Source organism: Flavobacterium sp. (assembly GCF_031381455.1).
GTDB lineage: Bacteria > Bacteroidota > Bacteroidia > Flavobacteriales > Flavobacteriaceae > Flavobacterium.
In genome coordinates this window covers 1-15,550 of sequence record NZ_JANMXZ010000011.1, presented here as the reverse complement: position 1 = coordinate 15,550, position 15,550 = coordinate 1, and the positions used below count along the sequence as shown (strand labels likewise).

Annotated in this window: 10 protein-coding genes and 1 tRNA gene; 8 read left to right on the top strand and 3 right to left on the bottom strand. The window is 31.1% G+C overall.

Annotation, left to right across the window (positions count from 1 at the left end; translation table 11 throughout):
* Positions 1–23: 23 nt before the first annotated feature.
* The 3 genes from RMN97_RS03315 to RMN97_RS03305 form a co-directional block, all read right to left on the bottom strand.
* Positions 24–3,155 (bottom strand): glycoside hydrolase family 2 TIM barrel-domain containing protein, encoded by a 3,132-nt coding sequence (locus RMN97_RS03315; RefSeq protein ID WP_309613097.1) that lies wholly within the window; start codon positions 3,153–3,155, stop codon positions 24–26.
* A 284-nt stretch (positions 3,156–3,439) separates the two neighbouring features.
* Positions 3,440–6,259 (bottom strand): triple tyrosine motif-containing protein, encoded by a 2,820-nt coding sequence (locus RMN97_RS03310; protein ID WP_309613096.1) that lies wholly within the window; start codon positions 6,257–6,259, stop codon positions 3,440–3,442.
* Between the two features lie 196 nt (positions 6,260–6,455).
* Positions 6,456–7,883 carry a T9SS type A sorting domain-containing protein gene (locus tag RMN97_RS03305; protein WP_309613095.1) on the bottom strand — a complete coding sequence of 476 codons (1,428 nt, stop codon included), beginning with the start codon at positions 7,881–7,883 and terminating at the stop codon, positions 6,456–6,458.
* Between the two features lie 1,034 nt (positions 7,884–8,917).
* On the opposite strand from RMN97_RS03305, the gene RMN97_RS03300 reads away from it, so the two are divergent.
* The 8 genes from RMN97_RS03300 to RMN97_RS03265 all read left to right on the top strand — a co-directional run.
* Positions 8,918–9,002: transfer RNA gene (locus RMN97_RS03300), tRNA-Ser, on the top strand.
* A 253-nt stretch (positions 9,003–9,255) separates the two neighbouring features.
* Positions 9,256–10,110, top strand: a complete 855-nt coding sequence (locus RMN97_RS03295; RefSeq protein WP_309613094.1) for a hypothetical protein — start codon at positions 9,256–9,258, stop codon at positions 10,108–10,110.
* 82 nt (positions 10,111–10,192) lie between these two features.
* The gene (locus RMN97_RS03290; protein WP_133532152.1) at positions 10,193–10,489 is read left to right on the top strand and encodes a helix-turn-helix domain-containing protein; all 297 of its coding nucleotides are present in this window, start codon (positions 10,193–10,195) and stop codon (positions 10,487–10,489) included.
* Positions 10,490–10,500: 11 nt separating this feature from the next.
* Positions 10,501–10,824: a hypothetical protein gene (locus RMN97_RS03285; RefSeq protein ID WP_309613093.1), complete on the top strand. Its 324-nt coding sequence runs from the start codon at positions 10,501–10,503 to the stop codon at positions 10,822–10,824.
* Positions 10,821–12,011, top strand: coding sequence for a DUF5906 domain-containing protein (locus tag RMN97_RS03280; protein ID WP_309613092.1), 1,191 nt, complete (start codon positions 10,821–10,823; stop codon positions 12,009–12,011). Before RMN97_RS03285 ends, RMN97_RS03280 begins: the two co-directional genes overlap by 4 nt.
* A 502-nt stretch (positions 12,012–12,513) precedes the next feature.
* Positions 12,514–12,804: a hypothetical protein gene (locus RMN97_RS03275; protein ID WP_309613091.1), complete on the top strand. Its 291-nt coding sequence runs from the start codon at positions 12,514–12,516 to the stop codon at positions 12,802–12,804.
* Between the two features lie 78 nt (positions 12,805–12,882).
* On the top strand, positions 12,883–15,048 hold the full coding sequence (locus tag RMN97_RS03270; protein WP_309613090.1) for a TonB-dependent receptor: 2,166 nt from the start codon (positions 12,883–12,885) through the stop codon (positions 15,046–15,048).
* A gap of 5 nt (positions 15,049–15,053) precedes the next feature.
* The coding region (locus RMN97_RS03265; protein WP_309613089.1) for an MFS transporter at positions 15,054–15,550 on the top strand (497 nt) is incomplete at its 3' end.

Sequence of the window (15,550 nt, the reverse complement as noted above, 5' to 3'; positions counted from 1 at the left end):
TTTCATTTTTTTATATTATTATTTTATTTTCCAATGTTAATATGAACATAGGTTCTAATTTCCCATTCACTACCGTTAGGAAATCCAGCTGGACTCACAATAGGTTCTGTTATAAATGGTCCGGAAGTTTGATTTGGACTATAACGAGGAGAATATTGGTCTAAAGAACGCCAAGTACCCATTATTCCAATTTTTGTATTTGGTAAAACATACCAATTTTGTTTTCCAACAGATGTTGATAAATCTAACATTAGTTGGAGAGGGTATGTTAAATTAAAGTCACGATGGTAATCAAATGGTCCCCAATCGTTAAACTTGATTGAACTTGTTAGTTTAATTTTTCTGTAAATTAATCTAATATCACCACCAGCTCTATTAATTGTTCTTTCGGAATCTCCATTAGCTTGACCATTTCCAAAATAAATATTTGCAATAACACCAAGATCTGGAGTTAATTTTGAAACTATTCTCGTATTCGATTCCCATAAATTTTGAGCCGGTGCTGATTTAGCAAATGCAAAAGCGGTACGATTACTAAGGAATCCAATTGCGGCATCTTGTGTTGTAGGTAAATTTCTGTATACAAACCCTGTGCTTACGGCAAATTTTGCGTCTTCAACCATATCGTTATTCCATTCATACATCCATGTAGCAGGAGTTGGATCATACGTTAATAATAATTCTCCTCCAACAGTTTCCCTATTTGCTCTAACCACAAATGGATCATCTTGAATATTACGCAGTCTTCCTGGTGAACTTACATCATTTGGCATTGCTTCAACTAGTGGTTTTTGCCATAAAAAATTTGGTGCGATTTGAAAGTTTGAATTAACATTATAAGTAAATCCGGTTAAGAAGTTCATTTGATTCCCACTTCCAGTATCTTTTAATCTCCAACCCGTGAATGTTTGAACATTATCTGCACCACCATTTGCAACTAATCCCATAATGGCACCTTGTGTATAAATATTAAACCTTCCTTTTGATAATGTTAATTTCGCCTTTCCTCCCCAATTGTCTTTATTATTAACTTTATCATTATAAACTGTATAGTTTCCGGGTGTAGTTTCTTCAGCATATTGAAAAACTCTACCATTTAATGGTTGTCCTCCCCAAATACCTCCAAACTCAATACCTAGCGAACCAACTTTAGTTTTAAGATGCAAAGTTGCTCTTCTGGTTTTTGGTAAGGGAATAGCTATAGAGGTTAGTGCCGCACCTGCATTTGCAACATCTTCATGATACACTGCAGTGGCATCAAAAACACCTATTTTTTTACTATACTTCAGCAATAATGCAGGGTTTGCTCCCCACCAAAGCTGTGGGCCAAATGCAGCTTTAAGACCATTTAAACTTCTTTTGCCATCTATTTCTAATCCAAGAGTTTCTCCGTTATAAATATCTAAGTTTGGGCCGTAATTTGCCTCAGGGTACAAGCCAAAGAAATCACCTTCATATCCCCAATGGTAATGACCGGTTCTATAAAAACCTCTTAAATCAAAATCTTTTTCATTCCAAGAGTAAGAAGCATTATAAATTTGAACTCTGTTGTTATCACTTATTACAACCGGTCCATCTGGAGTGATAACTGTTTGTGCTCGACCTCTATTTTCATAAAATATTTCGTTTATTGGATTTTCGGCAACACGACCTAAAATATTCACATTTATATTAGCTTTCATATTTGGTGCAGGATTTCCTTCAACACCCACAAAATAAGACTGCATATGATCAAAGCCTAATTTATTTGGATAAGTACTTGCATCAGGATCAGCTTCATCTGGTGTTGTAATCAAACTTCCTCCAGTACTAAAAGTGGTAAATTCAGCTCTTAAATTACTGATTTTCAATATTTCATTATCATTACCGCCTAAGGCAGCCTTATCTCCTCTTGCTTTTAAAACGGCATCCATTAAATTAACATTATTGAATGCTTTATTTATAGTTTCATTTGTTGTTCCTTGTTCATAAGGATTAACTCTATGAGCTTCTTTTAGCGCATAGTAGGCCGCACGTGGATATAAATCATACAAACCTCTCGCATTTGTTGGGCCTTTTGCACAAATTCCAAACCATTCCTCGTTCATATTATTTTGACCTTTAATAAAGTCGTTTATGTAACCACCATTAGACCACGAAGCATTATCATCATGTATATCTAAATTTTTTGTTTGGCCATATTTCCACCAACCATCGCTAAATTGAAAAGTAAAACCTCCAATTGAATTACCAGCTTTACCAATACCTGCAGCGTTTTCATATATTTCTTTCCAATTACCAACCATATAGAAGGCCTGTGATTTTTGGTCTTCAGCATTTTCTAATACATTAAAAGCATCAGCACCAAATTCAGTAAACACTATTGGTTTATCTATTTTTTCTTTAACTCTTTGAAAGGCATCGCCAAAAGATACACCACGATACATATTAAGACCCAAAATATCAATGTCTTTACATTCTTCAGCTATAGTATCTAAAAACAGTAAATCTCCATTACAAATTGCAATAGGATGCGATTTGTCGATTTTCTTCATAGCAACAACTGCATCATTAAACAGTTTATACATGTCTTTAGATCTGATAGTAGATTTTCTATCTTCCATCGGAATATTCTCTGTTTCAGCACCATCCCAAAACAAACCATAGTTATTTTCATTACCTAACAGAAACAATAAAACACCAGGAGTATTTTTATATTCTTCAACCATTTCTGTAGTTTCTTTTAGCAGTATTTCTCGAGTTAATGGGTTTGAGTATTCAGTATTAGGAACCCAACTTCCATTTAAGGTTAATCCATATCTACCAAAAGAGTGATTCAACATTGTATATATACCATATTTATCATGTATGTATTGAATCCATTTTGGCTGAATTCCAGTATATTGTCTGATGACATTTACCCCCATGTTTTTTAACAAAGACATCTCCGTATCTAGAGCCGCTTTAATAACATCATCAGATTGTTTCCACAAACTGTAGTTGTAATTAGTACCAATTGGAATATAATCCCAGTTCATACCGTTGATCATAAAATCGTTACCGTTGACAACCAGTTTTATTCCTTGAGCGTTTTTATCAAGTGAAATAGTATCAGCTTGAGCATAAATAGTGGAAGAAAAACTCCAAAAGATTAGAAGTAAAATAATTTTTCTCATTTGTTATTATTGATTATTGGTTTTAAACTATTAAAATTGAGTTTTGGTTTGGATTGTAATTTCCCATTATAAAAATAAATTTATAAATTATAACAAAATTAAAAACAACCACAACAAAAAACATACATCACAATATTTTTGCATGTTATTTGTCATTTTCATAAAAAACATATTAATTAACAATATATTATGAGGCAATAATTTATTGCTATTTCGAATGAAAAATCAAACTACACGGTTATTGTTGTGCTTTTGTATAGGTAAAACAACTCATCTTGTAGAGGCTAGATGTACAATATATACTCTACCAAGCCTTGTTCGTGTGGTAAATCCATCTTTTTACGCAAACGATAGCGTTTTATTTCAACACTTCGAACTGAAATATTAAGTAGTGGAGCAATTTCTTTGGACGATAAATTCAATCGCAAATAGGCACAAAGGCGTAAATCATTTGGAGTTAAAGAAGGATGTGCCTGTTTTACTTTCTTTAAAAAATCGTTATCAGCGTTATCAAATGCTTCTTTAAAAACAGTCCAAGTATCTTCTTCACTAATGTTTTTGGTAATAGTTGAAATAACCGATTTGATACTTTTGTTGCTGTTATCTATGGATGTGTGTTTTAAATCTTCTTTTATCAAAGCTAACAACTCATTCTTTTTAATCAAACTCATAGTTGAAACGGCTAATTCCCGATTTTTTGTATCCATATCGCTAGATAGTTGCTCGTTTTTAAGCTTCATTAATTGCTGCTCATTTTCTAATGCCGCAATTTCAAGTAAAAAGTTATTTTCTTCAATAAGCTTTCGTTCTTTTTGGCGATAATATTTTTTATAGGTTTTGTGTATATAAACTGCCAATAAAAAGCCCAATATAAAATAGATAATCACGGCTAAATTAGTAGCATACCAGGGTTTTTTAATAGTAAAACTATAGGTTGCGATATTCTCCGGAGTGGAGTTGGCGATCTTTGCTCTAACTTTAAAAACATAATCTCCAGGAGGTAAATTTTTATAATTTGCTGCGGTTTTTGCTGACCATTGACTCCATTTTTCTTGTAAACCTTCTAATAAATATTGGTATTCTGTATAAATATATTTGTTGTATTCGGGAACCGTAAAATTGATTATAACGTTGTTTTCATCATGTTTGAATTCACCGGCTTCTTTGATGGAACAGTTAATTGATTTTTGATCTAATTTGTTAATGGACATACCTGATATGGAAACGCTATTGTTTTTAAAACTTAAATCATTAATGTTAATAGTGTAATATCCGTCAGTTGTACCGATTAAATAAGTTGAATTAGATAATTGTGTAATGTTTTCATAACCTAACATAGAGTTTGTCAATGTAGATGAAATAGAGATGGTATGAATTTTTAGTTGGTTGTTAAGTTTACTTAATGTGAAGTAGTTAATATAGTTTTTTGTGAACAACCACAATTTGTTGGAATTGTCAACAATTAATTTTCCTGAAGTGTATTCGTCTTTTCCAAAAACAGGACTTAATGCTACATCTTTATTAAAGGTCTTCTTGCTTTCGTCCAACTTATAAATCCCTTCCTTGTTAGCATAATAAATGACATTATTGAATTTTATCAAACTGGCATTCTTTCCTTTGGCTGGAGTTTTATATGTTGTAAAATTCGAAGATTTGGTAAAAGTATCATCCAATTGAAATCTAAAAACACCTTTGTATTCGTGGCTAACGTATATTTCATTAGCATTTGTAATTTCAAAGTATTTTGATGAATAGTTAAAGCCTTCAATTTTATTTCTGAACGTCCACTGATTATTAATTTTTTGAAGTACTGAAATTCCATAATAATTTCCTTGTAACAATAAATCCATTTGGCCTGTAACGGTCACAAATTTCCATGTTCCCGAAGAAGAATAAATGGTTTTTGCATTACCATTTTCAATAATAAATGTTCCGGAATCATGTCCGCAAAACAAAGTTCCTTGGTGAACAAAAATAGACCAAACTTGACCTTTTGTTCCTTTCACAAACTGAAATGAATCTTCTGAATTATAATTTTTATAAAACAAACCTTGATTGGTGCCAATATAAAGTTTACCATTATATAAAAGCGATGTGTAAACTGTTCCTAAAAAACCAGTATTATCAAAATAACTTCTAATTGGTGATTGTAGATTGATACAATTGATTCCGTTGTCTAAACCAATCCATAAGTTCTTATCGATATCTTCAAATAATGACAAAACAGTATTGTTGCTAATTCCTTTATTTTGACTGATATGATATTTAAGTTTTCCGGTTTCTGAGATTATAAAAATACCATTTGAAACAGTTCCAATCGCAAAGCTTTTATCGGATAGTTGTTTGCAACTATATACACTACTGGAAGCAATTTGAGCATCTGCATCAGAAAAAAACGGGTTGAATTTTGCATCTATAAAAGTGTAAAAACCATTAGATTGAGTTTCCAGAAGCAAACCAGCATCTATTGCAAAAATGGCAACAATTTTATTGTTTAGTGTAACAGGACTGTTAGAAACCAATTTACTTTTACCGTTTTCAATTTCAAACAAACCTTCGTTTGCAACCTGAAAATAAAGTGAATTATTAGCTTCAAAGGCTTTTAGAATATGGTTTTTTGGAGTTATTATTGAGAACTTAGTTGTTTTGGTATCATAAATATAAATTTGATCTAATGATTGAAATATAATCCATTGGTCATAATTTAGAATATTCCAAAACTGTTCATCATCTTTAATTCTGTTTTTTATCTTTTTGCTTAATGAATAATACTTAAGTTGATTATTTTCCTGTCTTGTCCAATAGCCAAATTCCATGTAGCATCCAGTATAAATTTTATCTCCAACAACTTTTACTGAACGGATAATGGTTTCATTTGGAGAAGGATAAAGCGTCCAAGACGAACCATTGAATTCTAACAAACCTTCGTTATTAGCAAAAAATAAAAAATGGTTAGCATCTTGTGCAATCATCCAATTTTGAATTCCAGCCAAATACACACTTTGTGAATATTTTACGATTGGCGGAAATTCCTGAGCAAAGCCAAAAAAAGTAAAGGCAACAAAAAAGGACAGAAATTTTGCGAAACTTTTAGGGATATGCATTTTTAGTGTAGCGTATTTTATACTTATGTAATTTAAAGATATAGATTATTTATTTATATGATACACTAACCTATAAAAAAAAGTAAAATTTAACAATCGTGTGTTTTAGGTTATTTATTAAAAATTTGTGATATATATAAAAAAAAGGAGGGCACGAAAGTAATTTCGTGCTCTCCGGGCTAATAAACTAAAAAACTTACTCTTTTATAAATTGTTTTCTTACTAATTCATCTCCAACTTGTGCAGTTAGAATATAAACTCCTTTAGATAAGCTACTTACGTCGACAGCTACTTCATTTGTAGAGGAAGCTTGTTTAGAAACAACTTGACCTAAAGTATTATATATTTCAATACTATTAATAATAGTAGAATTAGATAAATTTAAAATATTTCTAACTGGGTTAGGATATACTCTGAAGTTGGATGATGAAAAATTATTAGTGTTTAAAGGTAAACCTTTATAAAAATAAAAGTTATCAATAAACAATGTAGACGGTGCTGATGGGTCTATCAGAAGCTGTGTTATCTTAGACTTATCAACCAAATTACCTGTAAAAGCAGACATGTTTAAATCAATACTTTGCCATGAACCTGTGACAACTGGACCCAAAGGAGCAATGGCTTCGGTAACAGGAGCATTAACAGTATTTACTATTTTAACTGAAATTGGATTAGCACTTGGAGTCCAATAATCAATGTGTATTTTCTGCATAGTTGACAAATCAACCCCCGTTGCATAGTTTGTGACCATTCCTAAAAATTCACATCCTAACATTTTCCAAGTATCATCTCCTGTTATTTGAATTGGTGTAAACGAAGATAACTGAGACCATCCGGTTGGAAGTTCACTTAAAGCAACGTTACTATATGCATTACTGAAGATTGAAACAACATCACCTGCATTTCTTGCAGGAGGTGTAGGTGCGGCAACCATTGGTTCTTGACCCGGACATGGAGAGCATACTGAGCCTCCACAATCAATCCCAGTCTCACTACCATTTTGTATTCCATCTGTACAAGTTGCAGGACTTGTCAATCTATTTGCTCCCCAAGTTATATCATCAACAAGTAATTCAACAGCGGAAGTTCTATTTGGACCACCACAAGTAAAATCAATGAAAACTACTACTTGATCAATATTAATATTGTCTCCAACGTTAAATCCAGCTATATTCCATGTCAATGTTACCCATTGATTAGTTGTTGTAACCAGTCCTTGATTATCTGTTATTTCAAAAACAGTTCCATTAGTAGCATTCACAAATTTAATCCCTACTTTTCCAGGTACATTTTTATTAACTTTCATACTCAAAGTCAAATTGCTAGGAACGGCTGAATCTAATTGCCAAGTTCCTAAAGTACCATGAAAATTAATAGCACCTGCGTAACAAGCAGAAGATTGTGTGGCGCTTAATTTAAGAACATTTGTAGTTGTAGAGGTATTTACTCCATCTGGATCCGGATTGGTAATAATTTGAGCAACCGGATTAGGATTTTCAAAAGTAGCCCAATTACTCAAATTTCCAGAAGGAGTAGAGGGCTCAAAATTTAAATTGTATTGTTGTTGTTGTGCAAATCCTAATGCTGAAAACATTAAGGTGAATAATAGAGTAATTTTTTTCATAATAATTTGATTTATAAATTCATTACAAATGTATTTATAATTAAACGAATGATTCTTAGTTTAACTATATAAAAACTATACATTTCAAAAACTTTCTCAATCGTTGTAATTAAACCACTAGAGCTTGAATGCTATGTTTTAAATTTCGTTTTATTTAAATCTATAAACACTATTTGTTGTGTTAATGTTGTGGTAAAAATGAATTAACATCTATAAACGAAGGTTTATTTATTATTATTGTTTCGAATTATTAACATTAAATTTTTACTTAATGTTAAAAAATCATATTTTTTATGGAAATTATTATTAAAAAATAGTTTTTATCTCTTTTGAAGCTGTTGTTATAAATTAATTATTTAGTAGTATTATAAAATGCCAAAACCAAAAGTTGAAATTACAGAACTAACCAAATTGTGTTATTTTTTGACATTATAACTCTGTTACTATACTTTTATCTTCGAAAAAAGTATGAATTACAAATAGCGGCAACTCTTCGGACAACAAATGCCATTGAAAGAAAACGAGTAGTCTTGTCTGAATTAGTTATTGGTTTATAATGTAAATGTTCTGAAGGATTTTCTGAAATTTCTCCCAATCCGAATTGAGATAGGTTTTAGTTACAGAGTTCACTTTAGTAGGAAAGACTATTTTTAGTTAAGCTTCCGGTGCTTTTTGAGTTTAGGAAGAATTGATATACCGTTTTGAAAATACTTAATTAAAAAGTAGCTATTAAAATTTCTGAAATAGTAATAAGGTTGTAAATAAAAGTGAAAATTTTACTTGAATATATAAAATAAATCTAGTGCTAGTTAATAGTTTGTTTGATAAATTACAAAACATTAAAACGGCTAATCGGCAGAACAATAGCAAAATAGCTGTTGTGTGAAAAAATAAGTTTATTTTTTAGCTAAATTCTTTTTGCAATCAGCAAAAGGTTATTATATTTGCAACCGCAAACAGCTTTAGCGTTTACCGAACTCATATAAAAAATAGGAAAGAGGTGAGTTAATAAATAAAAGATTGCGCAATTTATTGGAGAAATGGCAGAGCGGTCGAATGCGGCAGTCTTGAAAACTGTTGACTGTAACAGGTCCGGGGGTTCGAATCCCTCTTTCTCCGCAACACTAAACCGTAAACAGCTTATAAATAAGTGTTTACGGTTTTTTTATTATCTTCTTGTCCGACGGTTGTCCCAATTTCAAAAAAAATATTCAATTTTTTAATTTCTTTTTCTATCATTGTCCGATAATGATTAATTCAGTCAAATAGTTAGCTTGATTAATTTTCGTTTTATAAAATTGAAAATATAAAGTTTATTTTTGGGTTGAAAAGAACAAATAGACACTAAGATAATCTAAATAAAAAAATAATAATGGATTACGAAGAAATAGAAAACAGAAAATTTGTAAAGAAATTTAAGCTCGAAGAATTAATACTTTCAAATATTGACAACCTTGTTTTGCACAATGTTTTTATTGAAGATGAAATTTTAATTGACAATGTGAGAACTGATTCAATAGAATTTGATACTATGATAACATTAGGAGCAAAAGAGTATCATATAAATCAAGACATTTTAAAAGAAATATATACTTCTATTCGTTTTTTTGTAGAAGTTGTAGCAACAGACACGGAATTTGATTTAAACAAGATTTTAACCAACTTAGAAGGTAGAATTGAAAGTGTTGAAAAAATTAAATACTTAGAAAAAAAGCACAAGGATTTATATTCGCAAGTTAAGAATGAGCCGGAATATCTTGTTTACGCTGAAATAAAAGAGTTTAATGGATTTGAAAATTGGGAGGAATTAATTATTGAAAGTCTCAAAGGAGAAGTTGATTTTATCCAGAAGTATTTAACATCAGATATCGAAATGTCAGATGTTCCCAAAGAGATTTTAAGTATATGGGTAAAATATTATACCATAAAGGCACAAATAGATTTTTGTAAAGAGCAAATTAATAAACTAAAGAACACTAAACAGAAATCAGGATTGGTTGATACTTCTTTACAAATTTTTCTACTTGAGGAAATCATAAACATAAAAGACTGGAGCATTATAAGTGCAACAAAAAAAGGCGAAATACTTAGTCATTTATTAGGTAAAAATAAAGACAACATTAAGAAGATTTATCTTGAGCTTGAAAAAAAAATTTCTGAAAATTCAGAAAAACTTTTAAGCGACAGAAAACAAGCAGATGAAATTATAAAAAAACTATTAGGGTAACCATCAGGGTTACCCTAATAGTTTTAAACCCATTCGACTAAATTAAGTTTGTGCCATAATTAATAAAATAAATAATTAAATTATGGTTAAAGAAATCTTGCAACTCGAAAGCACAAACGCTAATGATTTTAAAAACGAAATCGTCAAAGACATCACACTCGCACTTAAAGGGTATGCCACTAATTTGCAAAATCCTGATAATGAAACATTATTAACAAGAGAAGAAACTGCAAAACTCCTTTCTGTTAGTTTAGTTACTTTATGGGACTGGACAAAAAAAGATATTATTCCTGCCTATCGCATTGGAAATAAAGTTCGCTATAAAAAAAGTGAAGTTTTCAAATCATTGAATCAAAAAAACCAATTTGGTCAACTTTAAAACACTTTTTTATGCAAATTAATAATCAAGCTTTAATTTCAGATGCTATAGGTCATTTGAATTGCTTAAAAAACGATTTTGCGAGGTTACGATTGGATTATAATAGAGATAATAATATAGTCTATTCAACTGGAAAATTCATTGAATCCTGTGAATTAATCGGTCAACTTATAAAAGGCTACGATAATCATAATTTCAAATTATTGTCAAACAATATCAATAGCGTTTTATTAAAAGATTCTGAATTACATGGTGTTTTAATCACAATCAGGAAAAATAAGCACTCCCATAACTTTGATCCTTCAAAAATGGCATCTATAATTTTTGAAATATGAAAAAGTATATCCGTGTGGGAACAGAATATTTTAAGGAAGTGTTATGTCCTCTTATGAGTGGCGACAATATGAAATCATTGATAAAATGGAATAAAGCCACCATTATTGATGACTTTGGGAAAGACAGTTTGAAAGTCATAAAAAAATATGAAACTTTCTGTACGTTTCCGTCACACATTAATTATCAAAGAGAGATTAATAATTTTTACAATAAGTATGAACCTCTTTCTTATTGTGCGAGTGAAAAAGGAGATTGGGAAAATATAAAACTCTTTCTGCAACATCTTTTTGGTAAGCAGTATGAACTAGGATTAGATTATTTAACAATTCTTTGGAAGCACCCCAGTCAAATCTTACCCATATTGTGTTTAGTAAGCGTTGAAAGAAACACAGGTAAAAGCACCTTTCTAAAACTCTTAAAACTGATTTTTGAAGGTAATATGACAATCAATAAGAATGAAGACTTTAGAAGTCGTTTTAATTCCGATTGGGCAGGAAAATTAATTGTGGCTGTTGATGAAGTATTACTCGACAAAAAAGAAGACAGCGAACGTATAAAAAACCTTTCAACCTCTAATCATTACAAACTAGAGGGAAAAGGAGTTGACAAAGCTGAAATCGAGTTTTTCGGCAAGTTCATTCTATGTTCAAATAATGAAGAAAACTTTATTAAAATTGACGATTTAGAAATTCGATATTGGGTAATTAAAGTCAATCCTTTCGCTAAAGAAAATCCAGACCTATTAGAGCAAATGAGAAAAGAAGTAGCTTCATTCGCATATCATTTAAGTCATAGAAAAATTGTAACCCTAAGAACAACCCGAATGTGGTTTACTAAAGAGCAGATTTATACCAAAGCATTAGATGTTTTAGTTCGTGGAAACAGAACTTCTATTGAAAAGGAAATTGAAGAGTTTTTAATTGACCAGTTCTGCACTCTTGAATTGGATGAATTATATTATACTACTAAAGATTTGCACGAACAATTAAACCTAGCCAATATCAGAGTAGGGAAAAATTATGTATCTAAAATAATCACAGAGAATTTTAAACTTGAACCTAAAAATAGTAGCTACAATTTTTACAGTTTGGATTTATCTACAATGAGTAATGGGAAATGGAGCGTTTATACTGAAAATCGAAAAGGGAGATTCTATACTTTCAAGAGAGAAGAATTTATCAAATAATTGTTGATTTGTTGATATATAAAAAAAATGTCAATAAAAACAGCACCTTACAAGTCAACAGAGCATCAACAAACTGTCAACAAAATATATTTTGTAGTATTCAATTGTTTTTTTGTTGACAGCGTGTTGACAATTTGTTGAATTCATAAACCTAATAAATTAAAGCCTTTACAACATAATTTCAACAAATCAACAAAAAATACACTCTTTTACATTTACTTTCAATCAGTGAGTTTTGTAAAACTTTCTTCGCTTTTAAACCGATAATATACGATAGAAAAAAATTGCAATGAAATAGAAAATCATTGCAACTTGTTTTCATTTCATTGCAATGGTTATTTTTATATACTTCCTTATTAAATTGTAAAGTTAGAATATCCACTGAAAAGGCTTCGAGTTTGCCAAAAGCAATAAAAGCGTCAAGACGAAAGCAAAGAAATAATCTTGATTAGAATAGCAAATTATTATCTTTGACCCTATGAAGTCAAAATTCAAAATAATTATGTTCACTCTTATCTCGTGTTGTTATTTCAACACGGTTTTTGAATTTTCAGATGTAGAGAAGAAATCGAATTTTGAAAATGAAGCACATAATTATATTCAGCAGGATACTCAAACCTTAAATACTACTTATTCAAAAATAGTATTGCAACTGGATAAGGTTATTATCAACGAGCAAACCGAAACCGTTAACCTTTTTATTGTTTGTTTTAATGATAGTAATTACAAAACCGATTATGCCTTGCCTCCCCCAGAGCGCAGATATATACTATACTCTTCATTGATAATATAAGAGGACACTTTTTTATTTTAAATTGCAATTGATTTTCAGTTGCAACAGTTATTTTATTCCTATCAATTATAAATAAAGATGAAAAAGTTAATCATTATTATACTATTCACGTTGCCTTTCTTGGCAACAGCCCAAAATACTTTAACAGTAAAATTAGCAGACGAAAAAACGAAATTACCTTTAAGTGGTGTTTCGATTATTTTAGATGGAACTCAAAGCGGAGCAACTTCTGATGATAAAGGGTTTGCCCAACTCAATAATATTCCCAATGGAAAACAAACCATTGTTTTTAATTCCATTGGTTACCGCAAAAATGAGAAAACAATTGTTTTCCCTCAAAATGATACCATTGAAGTATTTTTAGAACCAACGGCAGAAGAACTAGAAGAAGTAAAGATTACGTCAACAACAAGAAGTAGCCGAACAATCAAAAATATCCCAACACGAATTGAAGCGATTGCAGCAGGAGAGTTAGACGAAAAATCCTCGATGCAACCGGGCAATATTAAAATGTTACTCACCGAAAGTACAGGAATTCAAACCCAACAAACTTCTCAGGTTTCGGGAAGTGCAAGTATTCGTATTCAGGGATTGGACGGAAAATATACTCAGCTTTTGCAAGACGGCTTTCCTTTGTATTCGGGATTTGCAAGTGGTTTAAGCATTTTACAGATTCCCCCACTCAATTTAAAACGTGTAGAAGTTATCAAAGGTTCAACATCGACCCTCTACGGAGGTGGAGCAATTGCGGGACTGATTAATTTGATTACTAAAGAGCCTACTGAAAAAAGAGAGATTTCTTTTTTAGCGAATATAAATCAAACACAAGCATTAGATTTAAGCGGTTTTTATGCTGAAAGATATAGAAAATCGGGACTTACAATGTATGTTTCGAGCAATTCTCAAAACGCTTATGATACGAATAATGACGGTTTTTCAGATATTCCAAAATTTGACAGGTATACTATAAGTCCAAAATTTTTCTATTATCCAAATGAAAAAACAACATTTAGTTTGGGAGTTAATGCAGGATTTGAAAAACGAATTGGTGGAGATATGCAAGTGATTGATAACAATACTGATGCTACACATACTTTTTTTGAGCGAAACAATAGTAACCGATATTCAACACAGGCAAAGTTTGAAAAGACATTTGAAAATAAAAACATATTGACCATTAAAAATAGTGTTGGGTATTTTGACCGAAAAATTGAAAAGCAAACATATAATTTTGAAGGGCAACAAATAGCCACTTTTACAGAAGCAAATTATCTAATTCCAAACGAAAAATCGGAATGGAACTTGGGTGCGAATTTAGTTTCGGACGATTTCAAGCAAATTAATTTAGTCGCTGACAAGTTAGATTATTACAATGCTGCATTTGGTGTTTTTGCCCAAAACAATCTGAACATAACCGAAAAATTTATTTTAGAGAGTGGTTTACGTTTAGACCTAACAAACAGAAGGAATGTTTTTGTCTTGCCTCGTTTGTCGTTATTGTATAAAATCACTGAAAAAATATCTTCAAGATTTGGCGGTGGTTTAGGTTATAAATCACCAACCATTTTTTCGGAAGAAACCGAAGAGAAAGCATTTCAAAATATAAATCCACTTGATTTTTCAAAAGTAAATCCTGAAAATTCGTTTGGGTTAAATGCTGATATAAACTATAAAACTACCATTTTTGAAGAAGTAAGTTTTACCATTAACCAAATGTTTTTTTATACCATTATCAAAAACCCTTTAGTTCTTAATCCAGTTCCGTTTTCTACAAATTATGCTTTTGAAAATGCTAACGGAAATATAGAAACCAAAGGTTTTGAAACAAACGTGAAGCTTCGTTTTGAAGATATTTCCTGTTACATTGGTTACACCTATATTGATGCGAACAGAAATTTTAATAATACTACAATAGTAAATCCATTAACGGCAAAGCATAGAATAAATGCAAACGTAATGTATGAATGGGAAGAGAAATTGCGAATCGCTTATGAGGTTTTTTATGTTGGAAATCAATATTTGACCACTAATGAAAAAGTCCGTGATTATTGGGTAATGGGAGTTTCGGGGGAATACAAGTTTAAGTATTTTAGTGTCTTCTTAAATCTTGAAAACTTTTTGGACAGCCGACAATCGAAATGGGAAAATATGTATTCTGGAACAATTCAGAATCCACAATTTAGGGAAGTCTATACGCCAACAGACGGATTTATTTTGAATGGTGGAATTAAGATTAGATTGTAAACCAAATGAAAATAAAAGTAATCACAAGAACTGTTTGGATACTTTCAATAGTCAGTTTGTTTACCGATACAGCAAGTGAAATGCTCTACCCAATAATGCCAATTTATTTAAAAACAATTGGGTTTTCAATAGTTTTAATAGGTGTTTTGGAGGGTTTCGCCGAAGCATTGGCAGGATTAAGCAAAGGTTATTTCGGGCAATTGTCGGACAATTCAGGAAAGCGTGTACCGTTTGTGCAACTCGGTTACGCTTTAAGCACTATTTCAAAACCCATGATGGCGGTTTTTACTTTTCCTTTTTGGATTTTCTTTGCACGAGCAATTGACCGCTTTGGAAAAGGAATTCGTACTGGTGCAAGGGATGCTATTTTATCAGATGAAGCAACTCCTAAAACAAAAGGTAAAATCTTTGGTTTTCATCGTTCAATGGATACTATAGGAGCTGTTATCGGTCCAACATTAGCATTAGTATATCTGTATTTTTATCCACAGGACTACAAAAC

Coding starts and splice junctions, on each gene's coding strand:
- RMN97_RS03315 (WP_309613097.1), bottom strand. CDS start 3,155: ATGAGAAAAATTATTTTACTTCTAATCTTTTGGAGTTTTTCTTCCACT.
- RMN97_RS03310 (WP_309613096.1), bottom strand. CDS start 6,259: ATGCATATCCCTAAAAGTTTCGCAAAATTTCTGTCCTTTTTTGTTGCC.
- RMN97_RS03305 (WP_309613095.1), bottom strand. CDS start 7,883: ATGAAAAAAATTACTCTATTATTCACCTTAATGTTTTCAGCATTAGGA.
- RMN97_RS03295 (WP_309613094.1), top strand. CDS start 9,256: ATGGATTACGAAGAAATAGAAAACAGAAAATTTGTAAAGAAATTTAAG.
- RMN97_RS03290 (WP_133532152.1), top strand. CDS start 10,193: ATGGTTAAAGAAATCTTGCAACTCGAAAGCACAAACGCTAATGATTTT.
- RMN97_RS03285 (WP_309613093.1), top strand. CDS start 10,501: ATGCAAATTAATAATCAAGCTTTAATTTCAGATGCTATAGGTCATTTG.
- RMN97_RS03280 (WP_309613092.1), top strand. CDS start 10,821: ATGAAAAAGTATATCCGTGTGGGAACAGAATATTTTAAGGAAGTGTTA.
- RMN97_RS03275 (WP_309613091.1), top strand. CDS start 12,514: ATGTTCACTCTTATCTCGTGTTGTTATTTCAACACGGTTTTTGAATTT.
- RMN97_RS03270 (WP_309613090.1), top strand. CDS start 12,883: ATGAAAAAGTTAATCATTATTATACTATTCACGTTGCCTTTCTTGGCA.